Source organism: Streptomyces sp. NPDC002580, assembly GCF_042889485.1.
Classification (GTDB): domain Bacteria; phylum Actinomycetota; class Actinomycetes; order Streptomycetales; family Streptomycetaceae; genus Streptomyces.
On record NZ_JBIAQZ010000015.1, the window covers coordinates 18,220 to 40,723 of the forward strand.

Genomic DNA, 22,504 nt, shown 5'->3' on the forward strand with positions numbered 1-22,504 from the left:
ACCGGTCGGTCGGTAGTCGCAGGTATGTGCCGGCAGTCCTCGTCGGTACAGATTGATGCAGTCGGTTCATGGAGGCAGTGATGGGTGTGGCAGCCGGTCCGATCCGCGTGGTGGTGGCCAAGCCGGGGCTCGACGGCCACGATCGCGGGGCCAAGGTGATCGCGCGGGCGCTGCGCGACGCCGGTATGGAGGTCATCTACACCGGTCTTCATCAGACCCCCGAGCAGATCGTCGACACCGCGATCCAGGAGGACGCCGACGCGATCGGCCTGTCCATCCTCTCCGGTGCCCACAACACGCTCTTCGCGGCCGTCCTCACGCTCCTCAAGGAGCGCGACGCCGAGGACATCAAGGTCTTCGGCGGCGGCATCATCCCCGAGGCGGACATCGCCCCGCTCAAGGAGAAGGGCGTCGCGGAACTCTTCACGCCGGGCGCGACGACCACGTCGATCGTGGACTGGGTACGGGCGAACGTCAGGCAGCCGGCCTGACACGACCACCCCGCCATCGAGCGTGCCCGGTCCGAACGGGACGTGACCACCCCGGCCGGGACCTGACCCCCTGGCCGGCCGGGTGCGACAGCCTCGATCTGCTGGGGGGTGACCACCGCGACCGGGGTGACCCCTGGCCGGCCTGGTGTGACCGCCTCGATCCGTCGGGGCGTAACCACTCCGGTCGGGGCCGCCCCTGGTCGGGTCCGGCGCGACGGTCCCGACTCATCGGGCGGGGCCACTCCGGCCCACCGGGTGCGACCACCGCAGTCCACCGGGCGTGCCCCCTCGTTCGGCTGGGTGTGACCGCCCCGAGTCGCCGAGGCGCGACCGCTCCGCCCGGAGCGCGACCCCTGGCCGGTCAGGCGCGACGGTCCTGGTCCTCCGGCCGGGGCACCCCGTTCGATGGGTGCGCCCCGCGGTGGCCCACCGGGCGTGACCGCCCCGGTCCACCGGGCGTGGGCCACCCTGCCCGGTCGTGCGACCACTTCGGTCGCCCAGGTGCGTACCTGGGCGGCCCGGTGCTTCCGTGCCGTCGGCCGGGCGGACCGCCGGTGTCGGGGTCGCGTCACCCGGCGGATTCGGGTGGCGCGGAGCGATCCGCGTGACGGAGGCTTCCAGGACCTCGTCCGGGACCGTCCGGAGCCCGGGTCTCCTACGGGGGCGGGGCGCGCCGGTGTCGGGCGGAGCCTCAGGGGGCCGTGAGCTCGGCGGCCATCGCCGCCCTCAGCCGCAACGTCGTCACGAGCCGCTGGAACGCCTCGGCCCAGTAGCCCCCGGCCCCGGGCACCGTGTGCTCCGACTCGTCCGGCACCGAGGTGAGCGCGTCGAGCCGCCCCGCCTCCACGGGGTCGAGACAGCGCTCGGCCAGTCCCATCACCCCGCTGAAACTCCACGGGAAGCTCCCCGCGTCCCGCGCGATGTCGAGGGCGTCCACCACCGCCCGCCCGAGGTTCCCCGACCAGGGGACGGCGCACGCCCCGAGCAGCTGGAACGCCTCGGACAGCCCGTGCGTACCGATGAACCCCGCCACCCAGTCGGCCCGCTCCTCCGCGCCCAGGGTGGCGAGCAGCTTGGACCGCTCGGCCAGGGACACCGCCCCCGGCCCACCGGCCTCCGGCGCTCCGGGTGCCCCGAGGAGCGCCCTCGACCACCCGGGATCACGCTGCCGGACCGCCGCCCGGCACCACGCGGCGTGCAGTTCCCCCTGCCAGCCGTCCGCCACGGGCAGGGCCACCGTCTCCTCCGGGGAACGCCCGCCGAACCGCTCCCGCCAGCTCCCGAGCGGTGCCGCCTCGACCAACTGGCCCAGCCACCAGGACCGTTCGCCCCGTCCCGCCGGAGGCTTCGCCACCACGCCGTCCCGTTCCATCCCCGCGTCGCACTCGTGCGGGGCCTCGACCACGATCACGGGCGTGCCCTGGGTGCGGTCGACGGCCACGCACGAACCGGCCCTGGCAGCCATCCGCGCGGCCAGCGCGGACCCCGGCAACGCGGACAGCAGATCGGCCGCCGTGGCCCGTACGTTGCGACTGCGGTCGGCCAGGGCCAGCTCGAGGAACGGTTCGTCCTCGGCGCACAGCTCGGACCGGAACGAGTCGAGGAACATCAGCCGGTCCTCGGCACGTTCCGTCGCCCACGTCGTGACGAGCAACTCGCGCGCGGCGGAGGCGTCCTTGGCACGCACCGACGTCAGCAGCGCGACCCGTTCGGCGAACAGCCCCTCCTGCCAGAGCTGTCGCACACGAGCGACCTCGTCCGGCTCCGGCAGCTCGGCGCCACCGCCCGGCGCGGAACGCAGCGCGAACCGCCACTCCGGGTTGAGCCGGGCCAGCCACAACGCCCGCGGCCCCGCGAAGGCCAGCGCGGCGGGGCGCAGGTCGGTGCGCCCCCGGGCCGCGTCGAGCAGCGCCGGAAGGATCTGCGGGGGCGCGGCGAAACCGCGCGCGTTCGCCAGTGCCAGCCACTGGGGCAGCAGTTCCATCAGGTCGGGTGCCGCACCCCTGCGACCGCTCCCGCCCGTGCCGGGACGGTCCGCCAGCAAGGTCGCCAGTCGGCCGGCCGCGGCGGGCGGCAGCGCGGCCCGCGGGTCCGGCGCCGCCGGTTCCGGGCGGGCCGCCGCCCGGGCCGGCCGGATCCCGGCCCGTCGCCGCACGGTCTCCACGGCGGCCGCGTCCAGCAGGGCCACGGAGGCCTGCTGCCCCGGGCGCAGGCCCGGAGGCGTACGTCGCTCCGTCCCGAGCAGCGCCACGGTGACGAGCTCTTCCCAAGAGGCGCCGACGGGCGGTCCCGCCGCAGCCGAGGTCGTGTTCACGAGCGTCCTTTCCGTACGGAGGGCATCAGCGGCGGCCGGATGGCCGCGACGGTGGTGGCCGTCGGGGCGGCTGGTGGGGTGCCCGGAGTGAGGAGCGAGGTGGTCGCCCGGGAGGCGAAGCGGCGAGGAGGAGGTGAGCCGAGCGCGGTGCCCGGACGGGCGGTCGGGGCGACGGCGGTCAGCACAGCGGCACCGCGTCGCTCCCGCTCGTCGCCCACGCGGTCAGCGGAGTGAACCCGCGGTGTCCGCACTCGCCGAACACCGTGACCGGGGCGCCGCCGGAGAGGGCGACCAGCCGCCACAACTCGGGCCGGGACCGCGAAGCGGGAGTAAGGGGGAGGGCCGACTCGCCGTCCGCGTCCGCCAGTTGCCACGCGTCGCCGTCCGGGGTCGGGACCACCCGGTCCAGGGTGACCGGACAGGAGTCCAGCCAGGGGTCGGTGCGCAGGGCCTCTCCGTAGCGGGCGGCCGCCTGGAACGTGGTCAGCCCCGCCGGCCGTATCGCCGCGGGCGCCGGAGGGGTGAACCGCTCGCCCAGCGCCGCCCGCGACTGCCCGCCTCCCGCGTACGCGGACACCTCCGCCTCGAAGGCCAGCCCCACCGGAAGCGCGAGCTCGGGGGCCCGGCCCGCCGCGCCGTAGGAGAGGAGCAGGGCGGTGCGGCCGGACTCCGCGCCGTACAGCCAGATCCTGCGCGTGGTGAGGCGGGCGTCGGCCGTGTCGTACTGCGCGAGGACCAGCCAGCGGTCGCGCACCGGCGGACCGTCCGCCGAACCGGACAGGCCGACGCGGGAGCGGACCGTCGCGGCGAGGTCGTCCGGCAGCCGCTCCCGTCGCAGCCACCCCTGGTCGAGGAGATGGAGCAGCGCGCACTCCTCCAGCAGGCGCACCGGCCACCCCGGTCCCGACGACGGGATCGCGCCCAACTCCCGCACGCGCGCCGCCAGACCGGACGCCTGCGCGTCGACCATCCGGGCCGCCGTCTCCTCCCACAGCCCGTACCCCGCGCTCTCGGCGGAGGCGAGGCCGCCGCGCAGCAGATCCGCCAGCCGCCGCTCCAGCTCGGTCGCCCCCGCGGTGATGCGCCCGGCCCGCCGCTCCGCCCTGCGCCGCGCCGCCTCGGGATCAGCCGGCGAGGACGCTCCAGATCCCCCGTCCGCCGCTTTGCGCTCGGCGCGCCCGCGTCTTCCCTCGATCCACTGCGCGGCCCAGTCCGGCGCCGGCCCGGACGGCACCGCGTCGGCCGCGCCCGCCCAGAGCAGCAGCAGACCCAGCGCGTGCTTGCACGGGAACTTCCGGCTCGGGCAACTGCACTTGTACGCGGGACCCGTCGGGTCCGCGATGTCGATGACCGTCTGGTACGGCTTGCTGCCGCTCCCCCTGCACAGTCCCCATACCGTCCCCTCCTCGGAACCGCCCGCCTGCGACCACGGACCGGCCACGCCGAGCTTGCTCCCCGCCTTGCGCGACGCGGCGTCAGGCGCCAGTGCCAGCACCTGATCCGCCGTCCAGCGCACCGCCTGCTGTGTCATGTCTTCGAAGGTAGGTCCCCCCACTGACAATCAGCCCTCACGGATACATCCGTGCAGGTCAGAGTGCATTGTCAGTGGTGTGGTGCACGGTGGAACCAGATCCGAACCGGCCGAGCTGGAGGGGGACCCGGCATGTCCGTGTCCGTTGAACCGACGTCCGTCGACACACCCGCGGGAGACAGGGGGACGAGCGGGGCACAGGGCGAGGCGCTGCGACCGCACGCCGAGCACGCCTTCGCCGCCGAACTCGCCGCGCTCGCCGCTCAGGACGACCGGCCCCGCCCGGCTCGCTGGCTGCTGTCGCCCTGGGCCGTGGCCACCTACCTGCTCGGCGGCACCCTGCCTGACGGCACCGTGATCACCCCGAAGTACGTGGGACCGCGCCGCATCGTCGAGGTCGCCGTCACCACGCTCGCCACCGACCGGGCGCTGCTGCTGCTCGGGGTGCCCGGCACCGCGAAGACCTGGGTGTCCGAACACCTGGCCGCCGCGGTCAGCGGGGACTCGACCCTGCTGGTGCAGGGCACGGCCGGTACACCGGAGGAGGCGATCCGGTACGGCTGGAACTACGCGCAGTTGCTCGCGCACGGGCCCAGCCGGGACGCGCTCGTGCCCAGCCCCGTCATGCGGGCCATGGCCGAGGGCATGACGGCCCGCGTCGAGGAACTGACCCGTGTCCCCGCGGACGTTCAGGACAGCCTGATCACGATCCTCTCCGAAAAGACCCTGCCGATACCGGAATTGGGCCAGGAGGTGCAGGCGGTGAGCGGCTTCAACCTGATCGCCACCGCCAACGACCGGGACCGCGGGGTCAACGAACTGTCCAGCGCGCTGCGCCGCCGCTTCAACACGGTGGTGCTGCCCCTGCCGGCGAGCGCCGACGCCGAGGTCGAGATCGTCTCGCGCCGGGTCGACCAGATCGGCCGCTCCCTGGACCTGCCCGCCGTGCCGGAGGGGATCGACGAGATCCGCCGGGTCGTCACCGTCTTCCGCGAACTGCGCGACGGGATCACGGCCGACGGGCGGACCAAGCTGAAGTCCCCCAGCGGCACGCTGTCCACGGCCGAGGCGATCTCCGTGATCACCAACGGCCTCGCCCTGGCCGCCCACTTCGGTGACGGCGTCCTGCGGGCGGGGGACGTCGCCGCGGGCATTCTCGGCGCAGTCGTCCGTGACCCGGCGGCCGACCGGGTCGTCTGGCAGGAGTATCTGGAAGCGGTCGTCCGCGAGCGGGACGGCTGGAAGGACTTCTACCGTGCCTGCCGCGAGGTGAGCGCATGAGCGGAGTGCGGGACGCCGAGCCGTCCGTACGGGACGACGGGACGGGCGTCCGGAGCCCGGGGCCGCTGCTGCTCGGCGTGCGGCACCACGGGCCGGGGTCGGCCCGGGCGGTGCGGGCGGCGCTGGACGCGGCGGCCCCGCGGGTCGTCCTGATCGAGGGCCCGCCCGAGGCGGACGCGCTCGTCCCGCTGGCCGCGGAGAAGGACATGCGGCCCCCGGTCGCCCTCCTCGCCCATGTCGTGGACGAGCCCGGTCACTCCGCCTTCTGGCCGCTGGCCGAGTTCTCACCGGAGTGGGTGGCGATCAGGTGGGCCCTGGAACACGGAGCGCCGGTCCGCTTCATCGACCTCCCGGCGTCCCACACCTTGGCCTGGGGGACGGCGGACCCGGCCCGGGACCTGGATCCGACCCGGGACCCGGTCCCGGCCCGGGGCGAGCAGGGGGCAGAGCCCTCCGACGCGTCCGGGGCCCCTGACGTGTCCGCCGGCCCCGACGCGTCCGCCGGTCCCGCAGGAGGGGCGGGGCCGGCGGACGAGGGGGGTGACGACGACCGGTCCCTCGACACCGCCGTGCGCGTCGACCCCCTCGCGGTGCTCGCCGAGACGGCCGGGTACGACGACCCGGAGCGCTGGTGGGAGGACGTGGTCGAGCACCGGTCCGCGGCGGCCGATCCGTTCGCCCCGTTCACCGTGCTGGCGGAGGCCATGGGGGCGCTGCGCGAGGCGTACGGGGTCGGCGGACACGACCGCGACCTGGTGCGGGAGGCGTACATGCGGCTCCGGATCAGGGCGGCGCGGAGAGAGTTCGGGGACGACGTCGCCGTGGTCTGCGGGGCCTGGCACGTGCCCGCGCTGAAGGGGAGGACCGCGGTCGGGGCCGACCGGGCGCTGCTCAAGGGCCTGCCCAAGGTGAAGGTCGACCTCACCTGGGTGCCCTGGACGTACCGCAGGCTCTCCCGGGCCAGCGGGTACGGCGCGGGCATCGACTCGCCCGGCTGGTACGGGCATCTGTTCAGCGCACCCGACCGCCCGGTCGCGCGGTGGATGACGAAGGTGGCCCGGCTGCTGCGCGACGAGGACCACGGCGTGTCGTCCGCCCATGTCATCGAGGCCGTGCGGCTCGCCGACACCCTCGCCGCGATGCGGGGCCGCCCGCTGCCGGGGCTGACGGAGACCACCGACGCCGTCCGCGCCGTGATGTGCGAGGGATCCGACGTCCCCCTGGCGCTGGTGCGCGACCGGCTCGTGGTCGGGGACGTCCTGGGGGAGGTGCCGGAGTCCGCGCCGGCGGTGCCGCTGCAACGGGACCTCGCGCGCTCGCAGCGACGCCTGCGGCTCAGACCCGAGGCGCTGGAGCGGGAGGTGGAGCTCGACCTGCGCAAGGAGAACGACGCGGGACGCAGCGGGCTGCTGCACCGGCTGGGCCTCCTGGGCATCGCGTGGGGCGAACCCGTGACGTCCCGCGGCAGCACGGGCACCTTCCGGGAGACCTGGCGGCTGCGCTGGGAGCCGGAGCTGTCGGTGCGGGTCGCCGAGGCCGGGGTGTGGGGCACGACCGTCCTCGCCGCCGCGACGGCCAAGGCCGAGGCGGACGCCGTGGGCGCGCCCTCGCTCGCCGATGTCACGGCACTGGCCGAGCGCTGTCTCCTCGCCGACCTCCCGGACGCGCTTCCCGTGGTGATGCGGGTGCTCGCCGACCGGGCCGCCCTCGACGCGGACGTGGGCCACCTCGCGCAGGCCCTGCCCGCCCTCGTCCGCTCGCTGCGCTACGGCGACGTGCGCGGTACGGACACCCATGCCCTCGCCGATGTCGCCGCCGGCCTCGCCGAGCGGGTCTTCGTCGGCCTCCCCCCTGCCTGCGCGGCCCTCGACAGCGACGCCGCCGACGAGATGCGCCGCCACATCGACGCCGTGCACGGGGCGGTGGGGCTGCTGTCGGAGACCGCCGCGGAGGCGTCCGGCGGCGGGACGCCCCCGGGCGCGCCGGGGTCCACGGGGCCGGGCACCCGGACCGCCCCGGAGACGGGCCGCGGCGGCCCGTCTCCGGCCGACGGGTCCGCTGCGTCCGGCGACGGAGTCCCCGGCGGTGGCACACGCCGGCGCTGGTACTCCGTGCTGGGGGTGCTCGCCGCGCGGGACACCGCGCCGGGGGTGGTCAGAGGCCGCGCGGTCCGCCTGCTCCTCGACGAAGGGGAACTCGCGCAGGAGGAGGCCGCCCGGCTCATGGGCCTCGTGCTGTCGCCGGGGACCGAGCCCGCGGACGCCGCCGCGTGGATCGAGGGGTTCGTCGGGGGCGGCTCCGGGGGCGGCATGCTGCTCGTGCACGACGAGCGGCTGCTCGGACTGGTGGACGCCTGGCTGACCGGGGTGCCGACGGAGGCGTTCACCGATGTGCTGCCCCTGCTGCGCCGGACGTTCTCGGCGTACGAGCCGGGTGTGCGCCGGACGCTGGGCGAACTCGTCCGACGCGGTCCGGGGACACGGACGAGCGCGGCGGCCACCGGCTCCGGAATGTTCGGTTTCGCCGCCGACCTCGACTCCGGGCGCGCCGACGCCGTACTGCCGGTCCTGAGCCTCCTGCTGGGGCTGGGAGAGCCCGGCGACGCGTACGCCGGTGCCCCCGCCGACTCCGGCATCGACACCGGCTCCGGTATCGACTCCGGCTCCGAGACCCCCCACTCCGACGCGGACGACCGGACCGGCGGCGGGGACGGCTCCGGCCGGACACGTCACGACAACGACCTTGCGAGGGTGTTTCCATGACCGAGGCAGCGGTGGGCGCCGGCGACGAGCGGCTGCGGAGATGGCGGCTGGTGCTGGGCGGCGGTGAGGCGGACGGCACAGGGCGCGCGCTCTCCGGGCAGGACGCCGCCATGGACGGCGCGCTGGGCGCGCTGTACGGAAAAGGCGGCAAGGGGCAGTCGGGGCGGGACCGGTCGGCGGGGCTCGGGGCGTCGGCACCGTCCGTCGCGCGCTGGCTCGGCGACATCCGCACCTACTTCCCCTCGTCCGTCGTCCAGGTGATGCAGCGCGACGCCATCGACCGGCTCGGGCTCTCCGCCCTGCTCCTGGAGCCCGAGATGCTGGAGGCGGTGGAGGCCGACGTGCACCTGGTGGGCACCCTCCTCTCCCTCAACAAGGCCATGCCGGAGACGACGAAGGAGACCGCGCGGGCCGTCGTGCGCAAGGTCGTCGAGGACCTGGAGAAGCGGCTCGCCACCCGGACCCGGGCGACGCTCACCGGCGCCCTCGACCGCAGCGCGCGGATCAGCAGACCCCGCCACCACGACATCGACTGGAACCGCACGATCGCGGCGAACCTGAAGCACTACCTGCCCGAGTACCGCACGATCGTGCCCGAGCGGCTCATCGGCTACGGGCGGGCGTCGCAGTCCGTGAAGAAGGAGGTCATCCTCTGCATCGACCAGTCGGGGTCGATGGCGGCCTCGGTCGTCTACGCCTCCGTGTTCGGCGCCGTGCTCGCGTCGATGCGGTCCATCGCCACCCGGCTGGTGGTCTTCGACACGGCCGTCGTCGACCTCACCGACCAGCTCGACGACCCGGTCGACGTCCTCTTCGGCACCCAGCTCGGCGGCGGCACGGACATCAACCGGGCACTGGCGTACTGCCAGTCCCAGATCACCAGGCCCGCCGACACGGTCGTGGTCCTCATCAGCGACCTCTACGAGGGCGGGATCCGCGACGAGATGCTGAAGCGGGTCGCGGCGATGAAGGCGTCCGGGGTGCAGTTCGTGACGTTGCTCGCGCTGTCCGACGAGGGCGCGCCCGCGTACGACCGTGAGCACGCGGCGGCACTGGCGGCACTCGACGCGCCGGCGTTCGCCTGTACGCCCGATCTGTTTCCCGAGGTCATGGCGGCGGCGATCGAGAAGCGGCCGCTTCCGGTACCGGACACGAGGTGAGCCTCGGGCCCCGGTGGCCCTCCCGCCCCGGCCACCCCCTCGCCCGGAGAAGCCGCTGGGGTGGGAGGGGACCCTCGCGCGGCGGACGAACGGCTTCCGGCCGGTGGCCGACTTCCGGAAGCCGAATCCCAGGCCCCAGGAATCGGCCCCGGGAACCGGGACCGGGAACCCGGGACGCGGGCCCCGGGACCCGGACGGCCGAAAAAGGGCGGGGCATCCCTGGGACCGGATCCCCGAGGAGGGGCCGGCGGCACCCAGGGGGACGGGGGCCACCACGTGGGGCGCCCGGCGGCACTCCAGCGGGCCCCTCAGGGGCCGTTCCAGGGTCCTCACCAGCCGGATCCCGGCCCGGTGAGGGGCTGTCCGGGCCCGTTCTGTGACAGGTATCACCGCTGTCGTGTGAGCTGCGATTTAGGGACCCGCGTCCTGCGGCGATAACCTGCGGGACGGACATGCCGCGCGCTCGGACACCGTGTGCGCCACCCTTGTGACAAGCGGACGTCACGTTGCCCTTCGCGGCACGCCCACGCATCCAACGAACCGCGAGATCACTGATAGGGACGGACGCGCGTGGACCTGTTCGAGTACCAGGCGAGGGACCTCTTCGCCAAGCACGGTGTACCGGTGCTGGCCGGTGAAGTCATCGACACGCCTGAGGCAGCCCGCGAGGCGACCGAGCGTCTTGGCGGCAAGTCCGTCGTCAAGGCCCAGGTGAAGGTCGGCGGCCGCGGCAAGGCCGGTGGCGTCAAGCTCGCCGCCACCCCCGACGAGGCCGTCGCCCGCGCGACGGACATCCTCGGCATGGACATCAAGGGCCACACGGTCAACAAGGTGATGATCGCCGAGACCGCGCCCGAGATCGTCGAGGAGTACTACGTCTCGTACCTCCTCGACCGCACGAACCGCACCTTCCTCGCCATGGCGTCCGTTCAGGGCGGCGTGGAGATCGAGGTCGTCGCGGAGGAGAACCCCGACGCCCTCGCGAAGGTGCCGGTCGACGCCAACGAAGGCGTGTCGATCGAGAAGGCCCGCGAGATCGTCGCCCAGGCGAAGTTCCCGGCCGAGGTGGCCGAGCAGGTCGCCGAGATCATGGTGACGCTGTGGGACACCTTCATCAAGGAGGACGCCCTCCTGGTCGAGGTCAACCCCCTCGCCAAGGTCGCCTCCGGCAAGGTCATCGCCCTCGACGGCAAGGTGTCCCTGGACGAGAACGCGGAGTTCCGCCAGCCGGACCACGCCGCGCTCGAGGACAAGGACTCGGCCAACCCGCTCGAGGCCGCCGCCAAGGCCAAGAACCTCAACTACGTCAAGCTCGACGGTGAGGTCGGCATCATCGGCAACGGCGCGGGTCTCGTCATGAGCACCCTCGACGTCGTCGCGTACGCCGGTGAGAACCACGGTGGCGTCAAGCCCGCCAACTTCCTCGACATCGGCGGCGGCGCCTCCGCCGCGGTCATGGCGAACGGCCTGGAGATCATCCTCGGCGACCCGGACGTCAAGTCCGTCTTCGTCAACGTCTTCGGTGGCATCACCGCCTGTGACGAGGTCGCCAACGGCATCGTCCAGGCGCTCCAGCTCCTCGCCGACAAGGGCGAGGCAGTCACCAAGCCGCTGGTCGTGCGTCTCGACGGCAACAACGCCGAGCTGGGTCGCAAGATCCTGTCGGACGCCAACCACCCGCTGGTCCAGCGCGTGGACACCATGGACGGCGCGGCCGACAAGGCCGCCGAGCTCGCGGCTGCGAAGTAAGGGACGAGGGACTAAACAGCCATGGCTATCTTCCTGAACAAGGACAGCAAGGTCATCGTCCAGGGCATGACCGGTGCCACGGGTATGAAGCACACCAAGCTCATGCTCGCGGACGGCTCCAACATCGTCGGTGGTGTGAACCCGCGCAAGGCGGGCACGTCCGTCGACATCGACGGCACCGAGATCCCGGTCTTCGGCACGGTCGCCGAGGCGATGGAGAAGACGGGCGCCAACGTGTCCGTCCTCTTCGTGCCGCCGGCCTTCGCCAAGGCCGCCGTGGTCGAGGCGATCGACGCGGAGATCCCCCTCGCGGTCGTCATCACCGAGGGCATCGCCGTCCACGACTCCGCCGCCTTCTGGGCGTACGCGAAGTCGAAGGGCAACAAGACCCGCATCATCGGCCCGAACTGCCCCGGTCTCATCACCCCGGGCCAGTCCAACGCCGGCATCATCCCGGGCGACATCACGAAGCCGGGCCGCATCGGCCTGGTCTCGAAGTCCGGCACGCTGACGTACCAGATGATGTACGAGCTCCGTGACATCGGCTTCTCGTCGGCCGTCGGCATCGGTGGCGACCCGGTCATCGGCACCACGCACATCGACGCGCTCGCCGCGTTCGAGGCCGACCCCGACACCGACCTGATCGTCATGATCGGCGAGATCGGCGGCGACGCCGAGGAGCGTGCGGCGGACTTCATCGCGAAGAACGTGACGAAGCCGGTCGTCGGCTACGTCGCCGGCTTCACCGCGCCCGAGGGCAAGACCATGGGCCACGCCGGCGCCATCGTCTCCGGCTCCTCCGGCACGGCCGCCGCGAAGAAGGAGGCCCTCGAGGCCGCGGGCGTCAAGGTCGGCAAGACGCCGACCGAGACGGCCAAGCTCGCGCGCGAGATCCTCGCGGGCTGATCAGCAGCCAGTCCCAACGCCGGTGGGCCCGCATCCTTCGTGGATGCGGGCCCACCGGCGTTCGCCCACGCGGACCTCGTCGGACCTCGTCGGACCTCATGGGTCGGCATCGACCGGCGTCGGACGTCATCGGACATCCGGGATGAGCCGCTCGGGCCCTTTCGCCGTCTCGGCCTTCAGCTTGGCCCGGAGCTTCAGCTCCGCCTCGGAGAGCGGCCCGGGGGCGGCCCGGGGCGGCAGGCCGCGGACGGTCTCCGGCGGGGCGAGGGGAGCCTCGTAGTGGTCCGGCGCGGTGCGCAGCGTCAGGGCGGTCACCCCGACGAGCAGGATCGTGAAGGTGATGGCCGCCCGGGTCCACCGCTGGGCGCGGCGCTCGCCGTACCAGCGGACCGTGCGGGGCTTCGCCGCGCGCAGCCGTTCCGCGCTCGCGAGCTCGGCGAGCCGCCAGTGCAGCTCCTCCGGCTCGGCCAGCTCCGGCAACCGGGCGGCGACGGCTTCCCGCGCGTGCAGCACCCGGTTGGCCGCCGCGGGCGTGCTCGCCTCCGTCTCGGCGGCGGTCTCCGGCAGCCCGAGTCCGACCCCGTCGTACAGCAGCAGCGTGCGCCGGTACACGGGCGGCAGTTCGAGGAGTACGTCGAGCAGCGCGCGGTCGGCGGCACCGGCCGGCGGCGCCTCCGGGTTCCGGTACCGCGGACGCAGACGGTGCCAGGGGGAGAGGGCGTACTCGTAGGCCGTCGCGCGCACCCACCCGGCGGGGTCCCGGTCCACGGCCACCTCGGGCCAGCGGTACCAGGCCAGTTGGAACGCGCACTCCACGGACTCGCGGGCCAGCTCGCGCCGCCCGGTCAGCAGGTAGGTCTGGCGCACGAGGGCGGGCGCGCAGAACGCGTAGAGCGCGTCGAAGGCCTGAGCGGGTGTCAGCGGGGCCCCGGGGGCAGCACTGTCCTCGGCCTCGGGGGACCGCTCCTCTGTCCGGGCGGGCCGCGGGCGGGCACCGGTGGACCGGCCGCCGCGGTTTCCGTCCGCCGCGGTCAGCGACCTGCCCAGGGCGGACCACCTGCCGCCTCCGGCGGACCGCTCCCCTCCCCGAGCGGACCCGCTGGACCGCTCCACGCCCCGGGGGGGTGCGGTGGACCGTTCGTCGCCGTCGAAGGCCCGGTCCTCGCCGGCGGAGATCAGGTCCGCGCCGTCCGAGGGCAGGTCCGTGCCGTCGGCGGACCGGGGCTCGTCGCCCGTGGCGCGGGCCGGGCGCGCCGACGGCGCCGCCGTCCCCGCGCCCACCAGCTCGTGGGCGCCCTCCTCCTGACGGGCGCTCACCTCGGCGCGTTCGTGGGCGCGCGGGTCGGCGGGCGTGTGCGCCGGCTCGGCGGTGAGCAGTCTCGCGTACGCCTCCCCCTTGCGGCCGCGTGGCGTCGTACGGCCGGTCTCCCACGACCGCACCGTCGCCCTGCTGACGCCGAGTCGGGTGGCCATCTCGGCCTGGGTCAGCGACTGCTCCTCGCGCAGACGGCGGCGCTCCTTGGGCGCAGGCAGCGAGGTGGCGGGGCTCTGTGTCATGTCGGATCCCACAGGACACCCCTTCGTACGAAAAAGTACATAACTGCATATTGAGCGACACATCCGAGGTTCGCCTGTTACGGCGAGAAAGAGCGTGTCGTTGGGAGCATGAGGGTCGTGACCCAAATCACCGACCGCAGGCTCTCGTTGTCACCCCTGCTCACCCGGATGCGCGGCCGATCCCCCGGATTGGCCTCCGGCCTCCTGGGCGGGGCCCTCGCGGCGGGGCTCGGGCTCGGCTCGTTCGCCGTCCTCGTCATGGTGCTGTGGATCAGCTCGCCGTACCCGGACAGCGGACCCGGCGGAGCGCTGCACGTGGCCGCCGCGCTCTGGCTGCTCGCGCACGGCGTGGAGCTGGTCCGCACCGACACGCTGTCCGGTCTGCCGATGCCCGTGGGGGTGACACCGCTCCTCCTGGTCGCGCTTCCGGTCTGGCTGCTGCACCGGGCCGCGCGCGAGGCCGCCGACGCCGAGGCGTCACCGCGCACGGCGTGGGCCGGTGTCGCGGCGGGCTACCTGTGCGTCGGCGGGGCCGCCGCGCTCTACGCCTCGGGCGGCGAGTTCCGCCCCTCCTGGGCCTGGGCCGCGATCTGTCTGCCGCTCGTGGCGGCCACCGCCGCGGGAGCGGGGGTCTGGACGGCGTACGGCCGCCCGCGGATGCCGGCTCCGCGCTGGGGGAAGCGGGCCGGGGAGGCCCTTCCCCTCGGTGGAGCACGTCCGATGTCCGCCCTACGCCGTCTCGCCACCGCCGACGACCTCGTGCTCGGTGCCGCGATGCGGGCCGCCGCCGCCGGGGTCGCGGTCCTCGTCGGCGGCGGCGCCCTGCTCGTCGCGGTGTCCCTGGTGTGGCACGGGGACACGGCTCGCGGTTCGTTCGTCCAGCTCACCGAGGTGTGGTCGGGGAGGTTCGCCGTTCTGCTGCTGTGTCTGCTCCTGGTGCCGAACGCGGCGGTCTGGGGAGCGGCGTACGGGCTCGGGCCCGGTGTCGTGCTGAGCGCCGGTCATGTCGCGGGTCCGCTGTACGCGACCGCCGCGGGGGTGCGGGCGCCGACCGATCTGCTGCCCGCGTTTCCGCTGCTCGCGGCGGTTCCGGCGGCGGGGTCCGGCGGGCCGCCGAACTGGCTGGGCGTCCTGGTGCCGGTGGCCGCCGCGGTGACGGTGGCGTGGTCCGCGGTGCGGGCGGGGGCCGCGCGCGGGGCCGCGGGCCGGGCGGAGCCCTGGTCGCCCGGGCGGACGGCGGCCGTCGTCTCGCTGGCCGCCGCGGGGTGCGGTGCCGCGCTCGGCGCGTTCGCCGGGCTGGCGGGAGGGCCGCTGGGGGTCGGCGCCCTGACCCACTTCGGGCCCGTGTGGTGGCAGGTGGGGCCCGCCGCGGCGGCGTGGACGGTGATGGTCGGGATTCCCGTCGCGTGGGGCGTGGGGGAGTGGAGGGGGCGTGGGCGCCGGGCCCCGAGGCCGGTGGGGGCCCGCCGGGCCGCGGGCGGCCGCCGGTGGATCGGCCGGCCGCGGATGCCCGCCCTGATGGCGCGCCGCAGGCGAGTCGCTCCCTTGACGCCGTCGGCCGCGCCGGTGCCCGGACCGGCGTCGCCGACGGCGCCGTCCGCCGCGGCCGGGGCGAAGCGGGTGGCCCGGGTCGAACCCGAGGTGCTGGAGTCCGTCCTCGAGGACTTCGAGCCGTACGACCTCTACGGCGGCCGGGGCGCCGACGGCTCGTTCGGCCTGCTCCGGGAGGAGGCCGCGGCGGTCGCCTGGCACGAGGAGACGTCGCGGGAGATGCGCTGGGAGGCGCTGAAGAACGCGAACCGGCCCGCCGGCCCGGAGGGGCCGGAGGATCCGGAGTCCTCGGACGGGACGGAGAGGTCCGAGGACTCGGACTCGGACCGGGGACGGATCCCGGGAGCGGAGGACTCGCGCTGAGCGCGGCCCCGCGCGGCGGGCTCCGGTGACGTGGGCCGGCGAGGGGGCTCTCGGGTCGGCGGCGGGGGTGACCCGTGGGCCGGAGGGCGGGTTCACGGGTCGGCGTCCGGGGTGACCCGTGGGCCGGTGAGGGGCCCCGGATCGGCGGCCGGGGCGGTGACCCGGGGAGCGCGTCACCGCCTCGGACCGGGTTCGTCCCGCTGCCTCTCCGGGACGGGACGGGCCCCGGCAGGAGCCGGTGCGGGACCGGCCTCCTGCCGGGGGTGGACCCTGGCAGGAGGGCGAGTCGTCGGCGGGGGCCGGTGAACCGTCAGTTGCGGTTGCCGAGCACGCCGCGCAGGTCCTCCGGGAGCAGGTCGTTGCAGGACTTCTTCGCGGCCGTCGTCAGGGCGTCGTCCGTGCAGGTGTAGAAGTCGTCGTAGACGAGGTGGGTCGTGAAGATCCCGGCGACCGCCACGAGGGCCAGCGAAGCGGTCACGATGCCGCTCACCGCCGCCGTCTTCTGGGGACGGACGTTCGGGTCGGGCGCCGGAGCGTCCGGGTCCGGGGTACGCGCCTTGGCGCGGAGCGCGCTGATGCCCCAGTACAGGGCGAGCGAGCCGAGCATCAGTGCCACGTACGGCCAGCCGAAGAGGGCGAAGAAGAACGCCCACATGCCGGAGAGCAGCGCGAAACGGGCCCGGCGCTGGGCCGGATCCGTGGGGTCCCAGCGCATGCCCGTACCGGGGCCGCCGGGCTTCTCGGGACCGCCCTGGCCCTGCGGCGCACGCGGCCGGTCGCCGAAACCGCCGCCGCTGGAGGGGCCGGGCTGCCGGTCGCTCCACTGGCTGCCCCAGGGCGTGTACCCGGGTCCGGGCTGTCCGCCCTCGCCGGTCTCGCCGGAATTCTGGCCGTGCCCGCGCGGCTGCCACGGCCGGTCGGGGGTCCCCTCCGGCGGTGGCGCGAACGGGTTGTCGTCGGAGTCGGAGGGGCCGGACGGGCCGGACGGAGGAGTGTCGGGCCCGTCGGGTCCGCGCTCGCCCGAGGGGCCGCCGCTGCCACCTGCCGAGCCGCCGCCGTGTCCGTCCGCGGGGCCGGGGCCGCCTGTGGAGCCGCCCCCGTCCGACCTCGGCGGGGTGGACGAAGGGTGCCGCTCGCGCAGCAGGAGCGGAGGGAGTCGGAGACTGCGGTCCGGCATCAGGTGAGTGTCTTCCCCTTGGTGGTTCTGGCGGGCGGCGTGTCCACACAGCTTCGCGCTCGCGACGCGCGCCCCGGGCCGGTCCGCCCGGGCTGACGCCTCGGTTCGGTCCGCCCCGGACCGACGTCCCGAGCTTCGCACTCCGGACTCGCGCCCCGAGCTTCGTACCCCCGGACACGCGCTCCGGAAGTCTCCGGGGCCGTGTCGCGGGTGCTGTCGGGGGCCGTGCCCCGAACGTTCGTACTCGTCCCAGGTCAACGTCCCGCGCGCACAGGGCGTTCCCCGTGCCGGAGGCGTTCCCGGGTGGATCCTCCCCAGACGCTACCTTCCGGCCTCGCCCCCGTCCCGTGGGGGCCGCCCGGTGTGCCGGTATCGTTGCTGGCGGTCGGCCGCTTCGTAGACTTCCCCGTATCCCGGGGCGCGAAGCATTCGTACGATCACACAGACGCTCCCTCCGAGAAAGGGCCCCGCCGTGGCCAAGGCCAAGCGCCTCGTCGTGCTGGTCTCCGGATCAGGTACGAATCTGCAGGCCCTGCTCGACGCCGTCGCCGAGGCGGGCTCGGCGGCCTACGGTGCCGAGATCGTGGCCGTCGGCGCCGACCGGGACGGCATCGAGGGGCTCGCGCGGGCCGAGCGGGCCGGACTCCCGACCTTCGTGTGCAAGGTCAAGGACCACGGCAGCCGGGACGACTGGGACCGGGCGCTCGCCGAGGCGACCGCCGCGTACGAGCCCGATCTCGTCGTGTCCGCCGGGTTCATGAAGATCGTGGGGAAGGAATTCCTCGCCCGGTTCGGCGGACGGTTCGTCAACACCCATCCCGCGCTGCTCCCCAGTTTTCCCGGCGCCCACGGTGTCCGCGACGCGCTCGCGTACGGAGCCAGGGTCACCGGCTGCACCGTCCACTTCGTCGACGACGGCGTCGACACCGGACCGATCATCGCCCAGGGCGTGGTCGAGGTCCGTGATGAGGACGACGAGAGCGCTCTGCACGAGCGCATCAAGGAAGTCGAGCGAACGCTGCTCGTCGATGTCGTGGGGCGGATCGCCCGCAACGGCTATCGCATCGAGGGACGAAAGGTAGTTATCCAGTGACCGCCGAGAGCACAGTCACGGCCCAGAACACCGAGGGCACCAAGCGGGTCATCCGTCGCGCGCTCGTCAGCGTGTACGACAAGACCGGTCTCGAAGATCTGGCCCGAGGGCTGCACGCGGCCGGCGTCGAGCTCGTCTCCACCGGATCCACCGCCGCGAAGATCGCCGCGACCGGTGTGCCCGTCACCAAGGTGGAGGAGCTGACCGGCTTCCCCGAGTGCCTCGACGGCCGCGTCAAGACCCTGCACCCGAAGGTCCACGCCGGGATCCTCGCCGACCTGCGTCTCGACAGCCACCGGCAGCAGCTCGCCGAGCTCGGCGTCGAGCCGTTCGACCTCGTGGTCGTCAACCTCTACCCGTTCAAGGAGACGGTGGCGTCCGGGGCGAGTCCCGACGAGTGCGTCGAGCAGATCGACATCGGCGGTCCCTCGATGGTGCGCGCGGCGGCCAAGAACCACCCCTCCGTCGCCGTCGTGACCAGCCCCGACCGGTACGGCGACGTCCTCGCCGCCGTTCAGGGCGGCGGGTTCGACCTGGGCACCCGCAAGCGGCTCGCCGCCGAGGCCTTCCAGCACACGGCCGCGTACGACGTCGCCGTCGCCTCCTGGTTCGCCTCCGAGTACGCGCCGGTCGACGACTCGCAGTTCCCCGACTTCCTCGGTGCCACCTGGGAGCGCGCGCACACGCTGCGCTACGGCGAGAACCCGCACCAGCCCGCCGCCCTGTACACCTCCGGCACGGGTGGCCTCGCCGAGGCCGAGCAGCTGCACGGCAAGGAGATGTCGTACAACAACTACACGGACACGGACGCCGCCCGCCGTGCCGCGTACGACCACGAGGACCCCTGCGTCGCGATCATCAAGCACGCCAACCCGTGCGGGATCGCGGTCGCGTCGAACGTCGCCGAGGCGCACCGCAAGGCGCACGCCTGCGACCCGCTGTCCGCGTTCGGCGGTGTGATCGCGGTCAACCGGCCGGTCACCAAGGAGATGGCCGAGCAGGTCGCGGAGATCTTCACCGAGGTCATCGTCGCGCCCGAGTACGAGGACGGCGCCCTCGAAGCCCTCACCAAGAAGAAGAACATCCGCGTGCTGCGGGCCCACCGGGCCCCGGCCGCTCCGGTCGAGATCAAGCCCGTCGACGGCGGCGCGCTGCTCCAGGTCACCGACCGGCTCCAGGCCGCCGGGGACAACCCGGCGAGCTGGACGCTGGCGACCGGTGACGCGCTGAGCGAGGGCGAGCTCGACGAGCTGGCCTTCGCGTGGCGCGCGTGCCGGGCCGTGAAGTCCAACGCGATCCTGCTCGCCAAGGACGGCGCCTCGGTCGGCGTCGGCATGGGCCAGGTCAACCGCGTCGACTCCGCGAAGCTCGCGGTCGAGCGGGCCGGTGCCGACCGCGCCCGCGGCTCCTACGCCGCCTCGGACGCGTTCTTCCCGTTCCCCGACGGCCTGGAGATCCTCGCCGACGCGGGCGTCAAGGCCGTGGTCCAGCCCGGCGGTTCGGTCCGCGACGAGCTGGTCGTCGAGGCCGCGAAGAAGGCCGGCGTCACGATGTACTTCACCGGGACGCGGCACTTCTTCCACTGACCCGACCGGGCTCCGTGACACACGGGGCTCCATCACGCACCAGGGCCGTGTCCCCCCCCTCGCCGGGGTGGACCACGGCCCTGGTGCGTATGCGGCGGTGAGCCCGCTCAGTACCGCGGACGGTTGAACCACGCCGAGGCGCTGCTGGTGACCATCGAGGCCAGGATGATGCCGCCCATGGTCAGCGAGATGAGACCGCCGAAGGTCACGGAGCCGCTCTCGCCGTTCGCGATGTTGACGACGGAGCCGAGGAGCATGATCGAGGAGTACACGATGGTGGTGATGCGGATGCCGCTGCCACCGTTCTTGAACTTGACGCCCAGGAAGATCGAGAGGGCGCCCATCGCCAGCACGAGCACCGCGATCACGAATCCGAGGCCGGCCAGACCGTCGGTGGAGTCGCCGGAGCCGATGCCGTTGGAGACGTCCTGGGCGGCGCCGACGGCGATACCGATGAAGACACCGGCGAGGAGCTGAAGGCCTCCCAGGATGAACAGGAACACGCGCGCGGTCTTCATCAGACCCGGCATCTCCATCTGGCCGCCGTAGCCGTACTGCGGGACCGGCGGGGCCATGGGGTAGCCGTAACCGGGCTGGCCCTGGGGCGGCGGAGCGGCCGGGTAGCCGTAGCCGGGCTGGCCCTGCGGCGGCTGGGGCGGGTATCCGGGCTGCTGGCCCGGCGGGGGGCCGTAGGGGTTGTTCGGGTCGCCGAAGCTCATCGCGGTCTTTCCTCCGTTGTTCCACGTGCGGGGACGACGCGCGGCACGGTTCGGAGGAATTTCTACAGAGCGGTCTGTCCCCCCGGTACTTGCCCGCGACACTGTGTACTCATCGTTCTTTAGCGGACTCTTACTTGTCCAGCGGCATTCCCTATGCGTTGTGCAAGTGCAACATCGGTGATCATGGCCGGATACGGGCGAATCGGGTGCCGGAAGGCCGCTTCGGGCCCGGATTGGAACCGGGACCCGGTCATCCGGGAGTATGGGGGCCATGACCGCCCAGATTCTCGATGGCAAGGCCACCGCAGCCGCGATCAAGTCCGACCTGACCGTCCGCGTGGCGGCCCTGAAGGAGAAGGGCGTCACGCCCGGCCTCGGGACGGTCCTGGTCGGCGACGACCCAGGAAGCCAGAAGTACGTCGCGGGCAAGCACCGCGACTGCGCCCAGGTCGGCATCGCCTCCATCCAGCGCGAACTCCCCGCGACCGCCACACAGGAGGAGATCGAGGCGGTGGTCCGCGAGCTGAACGCGGACCCCGCCTGCACCGGCTACATCGTCCAGCTGCCGCTCCCCAAGGGCATCGACGAGAACCGCATCCTGGAACTGATGGACCCGGACAAGGACGCGGACGGCCTGCACCCGATGAACCTCGGGCGTCTCGTCCTCAACGAGCCCGCCCCGCTGCCCTGCACCCCCAACGGCGTCCTCACACTCCTTCGCCGCTACGGCGTGGAGATCAAGGGGGCCGAGGTGGTCGTCGTCGGCCGAGGAGTGACCATCGGGCGCCCGATGCCGCTGATGCTGACGCGCCGCAGCGAGAACGCCACGGTCACCCAGTGCCACACCGGCACCCGTGACCTCTCCGCGCACCTCAAGCGGGCCGACATCATCATCGCCGCCGCGGGGTCCGCGCACCTCATCCGGGCCGAGGACGTGAAGCCGGGCGCCGCCGTCCTCGACGTCGGTGTCTCGCGCAGCGCCGAGGGCAAGATCGTCGGAGACGTCCACCCGGACGTCGCCGAGGTCGCCGCCTGGATCTCCCCGAACCCGGGCGGTGTGGGCCCGATGACCCGCGCCCAGCTGCTCGTCAACGTGGTGGAAGCGGCGGAGCGCAGTGTCGGCTGACGGCGGCACACATCAGTCCGGGGGCGGCACGGCGCGCGGCGCGCGAACCGCCGGTACCGAGTCGGCCGTACGGGACACGGAGGGTGCTGTGCGTGACGCGGTCACGGGAGTGCGGGGCGAGGTCGCCGCGCGGACGGAGGCCGGTTCCGTGACGGAACCGGTGTCCGTGCCCGAGAACGGTGCCGCGTCCGGTACCGAGGCGGCGGGGGCGGAACCCGCGGCCGCGGTCGCGTCGGACTCCGTGGTCGAGCCGGAGTCGGAGTCCGGGGCCGGGGCGGAGGCCGAGCGGAAGGCCGGGGAACCGGCTGGGGAGCAGGACGAGGTGACCGTGACGGACGCCGTCAGCGCGCCTGACGCCGAGGGGCGGCCGCGACGCACCACCCGGCGCTTCCCGCTGTTCACCCGGGACACGGCACGGCCCGAGGGCGGTGGCCGGGCGGCACCCAAGGACGCCCCCGCGCCCGCGCGGCAGTGGCCCATCCTGGCCGTGCTGTCGGCCGTCGCGCTCGGTCTGCTGCTCACCGCGCTCGACGTGTTCCGGGTCGGGACGATCCTGATCGGCGCCGCGCTGCTCGCCGGTGCCGTGATGCGCTGGATACTGCCCAGCGTGGGCATGCTCGCGGTCCGCTCCCGCTTCACGGACATGCTCACGTACGGCGTCCTCGGCACCGCCATCATCCTGCTCGCGTTGATGGCCCAGCCCAAACCGTGGCTGGAGATCCCGTTCCTGGACGACACGTTGCACTTCACGGTGCGCTGAACCGCGGACGGTTCACACGGGCTGGAGGGTCCGTGCGAACAGGGTTCCCCGTGCTCACCGGCGGCCCGCCCTCTCCCCAGGGAGAGGGCGGGCCGTTCGTCCCGGTCCCGCCGCCGTCCCCGGCCGGGTTCCCGCCGGGCCGGGGACGACGGAGGCCCGTCCTCTCCCCCGAGTCAAGGACGGGCCGCCGTCGGGCGAGTGCTCCGCCCGGGGTCAACCCTTGTGCACGGGAACGGGCTGTTCAACAGCGGGCGGTCCCCTGTGGCACGGAAGTGACCATTCCGGTACGGTGTGCGCGCTGTGTGACGGGAACCGCCCGAATCCGGCCCCGGGGGCGGTCGGCCGGTCCGCGGATCATGGGAAGGGTGTCGGTCGTCC

At 73.8% G+C, this 22,504-nt stretch carries 16 protein-coding genes; 11 read left to right on the top strand and 5 right to left on the bottom strand.

What is annotated here, in order from left to right; genetic code table 11:
* Positions 1-80: 80 nt before the first annotated feature.
* Complete coding sequence (locus tag ACFYW7_RS34550) at positions 81-491, top strand: cobalamin B12-binding domain-containing protein (protein WP_389509793.1); 411 nt, start codon at positions 81-83, stop codon at positions 489-491.
* Between the two features lie 691 nt (positions 492-1,182).
* On the opposite strand, the gene ACFYW7_RS34555 is transcribed toward ACFYW7_RS34550, so the two are convergent.
* The gene (locus ACFYW7_RS34555; protein WP_389509796.1) at positions 1,183-2,805 is read right to left on the bottom strand and encodes a DUF5691 domain-containing protein; all 1,623 of its coding nucleotides are present in this window, start codon (positions 2,803-2,805) and stop codon (positions 1,183-1,185) included.
* A 178-nt stretch (positions 2,806-2,983) separates the two neighbouring features.
* Complete coding sequence (locus ACFYW7_RS34560; RefSeq protein ID WP_389509798.1) at positions 2,984-4,336, bottom strand: SWIM zinc finger family protein; 1,353 nt, start codon at positions 4,334-4,336, stop codon at positions 2,984-2,986.
* A gap of 132 nt (positions 4,337-4,468) precedes the next feature.
* Between ACFYW7_RS34560 and ACFYW7_RS34565 the strand changes: the two genes are divergently transcribed.
* The 5 genes from ACFYW7_RS34565 (at position 4,469) to sucD (ending at position 12,194) form a co-directional block, all read left to right on the top strand.
* Positions 4,469-5,617 (top strand): AAA family ATPase, encoded by a 1,149-nt coding sequence (locus ACFYW7_RS34565; RefSeq protein ID WP_389509800.1) that lies wholly within the window; start codon positions 4,469-4,471, stop codon positions 5,615-5,617.
* Positions 5,614-8,379 carry a DUF5682 family protein gene (locus ACFYW7_RS34570; protein ID WP_389509802.1) on the top strand — a complete coding sequence of 922 codons (2,766 nt, stop codon included), beginning with the start codon at positions 5,614-5,616 and terminating at the stop codon, positions 8,377-8,379. Before ACFYW7_RS34565 ends, ACFYW7_RS34570 begins: the two co-directional genes overlap by 4 nt.
* A complete protein-coding gene (locus ACFYW7_RS34575) occupies positions 8,376-9,539 on the top strand; it encodes a VWA domain-containing protein (protein ID WP_389509804.1) in 1,164 nt (387 codons plus the stop codon). The genes ACFYW7_RS34570 and ACFYW7_RS34575 overlap by 4 nt, the downstream gene beginning before the upstream one ends.
* Before the next feature lie 570 nt (positions 9,540-10,109).
* Entirely contained in the window at positions 10,110-11,288 is a 1,179-nt protein-coding gene (sucC, locus tag ACFYW7_RS34580) for an ADP-forming succinate--CoA ligase subunit beta (protein ID WP_389509806.1), read from the top strand.
* Between the two features lie 21 nt (positions 11,289-11,309).
* Positions 11,310-12,194 (top strand): succinate--CoA ligase subunit alpha, encoded by an 885-nt coding sequence (gene sucD / locus ACFYW7_RS34585; protein ID WP_389509808.1) that lies wholly within the window; start codon positions 11,310-11,312, stop codon positions 12,192-12,194.
* Positions 12,195-12,320: 126 nt separating this feature from the next.
* On the opposite strand, the gene ACFYW7_RS34590 is transcribed toward sucD, so the two are convergent.
* Positions 12,321-13,751: a helix-turn-helix domain-containing protein gene (locus ACFYW7_RS34590; RefSeq protein ID WP_389509810.1), complete on the bottom strand. Its 1,431-nt coding sequence runs from the start codon at positions 13,749-13,751 to the stop codon at positions 12,321-12,323.
* A 108-nt stretch (positions 13,752-13,859) separates the two neighbouring features.
* Here ACFYW7_RS34590 and ACFYW7_RS34595 point away from each other — a divergent pair, with 108 nt between their 5' ends.
* Entirely contained in the window at positions 13,860-15,665 is a 1,806-nt protein-coding gene (locus ACFYW7_RS34595) for a DUF6350 family protein (RefSeq protein ID WP_389509812.1), read from the top strand.
* A gap of 310 nt (positions 15,666-15,975) precedes the next feature.
* On the opposite strand, the gene ACFYW7_RS34600 is transcribed toward ACFYW7_RS34595, so the two are convergent.
* Positions 15,976-16,842, bottom strand: coding sequence for a hypothetical protein (locus ACFYW7_RS34600; protein ID WP_389509813.1), 867 nt, complete (start codon positions 16,840-16,842; stop codon positions 15,976-15,978).
* Positions 16,843-17,314: 472 nt separating this feature from the next.
* On the opposite strand from ACFYW7_RS34600, the gene purN reads away from it, so the two are divergent.
* The gene (purN, locus tag ACFYW7_RS34605) at positions 17,315-17,935 is read left to right on the top strand and encodes a phosphoribosylglycinamide formyltransferase (protein WP_389509815.1); all 621 of its coding nucleotides are present in this window, start codon (positions 17,315-17,317) and stop codon (positions 17,933-17,935) included.
* Positions 17,932-19,521 (top strand): bifunctional phosphoribosylaminoimidazolecarboxamide formyltransferase/IMP cyclohydrolase, encoded by a 1,590-nt coding sequence (purH, locus tag ACFYW7_RS34610; RefSeq protein WP_389509818.1) that lies wholly within the window; start codon positions 17,932-17,934, stop codon positions 19,519-19,521. The genes purN and purH overlap by 4 nt, the downstream gene beginning before the upstream one ends.
* A gap of 107 nt (positions 19,522-19,628) precedes the next feature.
* Here purH and ACFYW7_RS34615 read toward each other — a convergent pair whose 3' ends face one another.
* The gene (locus ACFYW7_RS34615) at positions 19,629-20,240 is read right to left on the bottom strand and encodes a hypothetical protein (protein ID WP_389509820.1); all 612 of its coding nucleotides are present in this window, start codon (positions 20,238-20,240) and stop codon (positions 19,629-19,631) included.
* A gap of 271 nt (positions 20,241-20,511) precedes the next feature.
* Between ACFYW7_RS34615 and ACFYW7_RS34620 the strand changes: the two genes are divergently transcribed.
* Together ACFYW7_RS34620 and ACFYW7_RS34625 are read left to right on the top strand one after the other, a co-directional pair.
* Positions 20,512-21,366 (top strand): bifunctional methylenetetrahydrofolate dehydrogenase/methenyltetrahydrofolate cyclohydrolase, encoded by an 855-nt coding sequence (locus ACFYW7_RS34620; RefSeq protein ID WP_389509822.1) that lies wholly within the window; start codon positions 20,512-20,514, stop codon positions 21,364-21,366.
* Between the two features lie 322 nt (positions 21,367-21,688).
* Complete coding sequence (locus ACFYW7_RS34625; RefSeq protein WP_389509987.1) at positions 21,689-22,126, top strand: DUF3017 domain-containing protein; 438 nt, start codon at positions 21,689-21,691, stop codon at positions 22,124-22,126.
* Positions 22,127-22,504: the final 378 nt, after the last annotated feature.

Excerpts from the sequence above, each read along its gene's own strand:
- ACFYW7_RS34550 (WP_389509793.1), top strand. The coding sequence starts at position 81 with ATGGGTGTGGCAGCCGGTCCGATCCGCGTGGTGGTGGCCAAGCCGGGG.
- ACFYW7_RS34560 (WP_389509798.1), bottom strand. The coding sequence starts at position 4,336 with ATGACACAGCAGGCGGTGCGCTGGACGGCGGATCAGGTGCTGGCACTG.
- ACFYW7_RS34565 (WP_389509800.1), top strand. The coding sequence starts at position 4,469 with ATGTCCGTGTCCGTTGAACCGACGTCCGTCGACACACCCGCGGGAGAC.
- ACFYW7_RS34570 (WP_389509802.1), top strand. The coding sequence starts at position 5,614 with ATGAGCGGAGTGCGGGACGCCGAGCCGTCCGTACGGGACGACGGGACG.
- ACFYW7_RS34575 (WP_389509804.1), top strand. The coding sequence starts at position 8,376 with ATGACCGAGGCAGCGGTGGGCGCCGGCGACGAGCGGCTGCGGAGATGG.
- sucD (WP_389509808.1), top strand. The coding sequence starts at position 11,310 with ATGGCTATCTTCCTGAACAAGGACAGCAAGGTCATCGTCCAGGGCATG.
- ACFYW7_RS34590 (WP_389509810.1), bottom strand. The coding sequence starts at position 13,751 with ATGACACAGAGCCCCGCCACCTCGCTGCCTGCGCCCAAGGAGCGCCGC.
- ACFYW7_RS34595 (WP_389509812.1), top strand. The coding sequence starts at position 13,860 with ATGAGGGTCGTGACCCAAATCACCGACCGCAGGCTCTCGTTGTCACCC.
- ACFYW7_RS34600 (WP_389509813.1), bottom strand. The coding sequence starts at position 16,842 with ATGCCGGACCGCAGTCTCCGACTCCCTCCGCTCCTGCTGCGCGAGCGG.
- ACFYW7_RS34615 (WP_389509820.1), bottom strand. The coding sequence starts at position 20,240 with ATGAGCTTCGGCGACCCGAACAACCCCTACGGCCCCCCGCCGGGCCAG.
- ACFYW7_RS34620 (WP_389509822.1), top strand. The coding sequence starts at position 20,512 with ATGACCGCCCAGATTCTCGATGGCAAGGCCACCGCAGCCGCGATCAAG.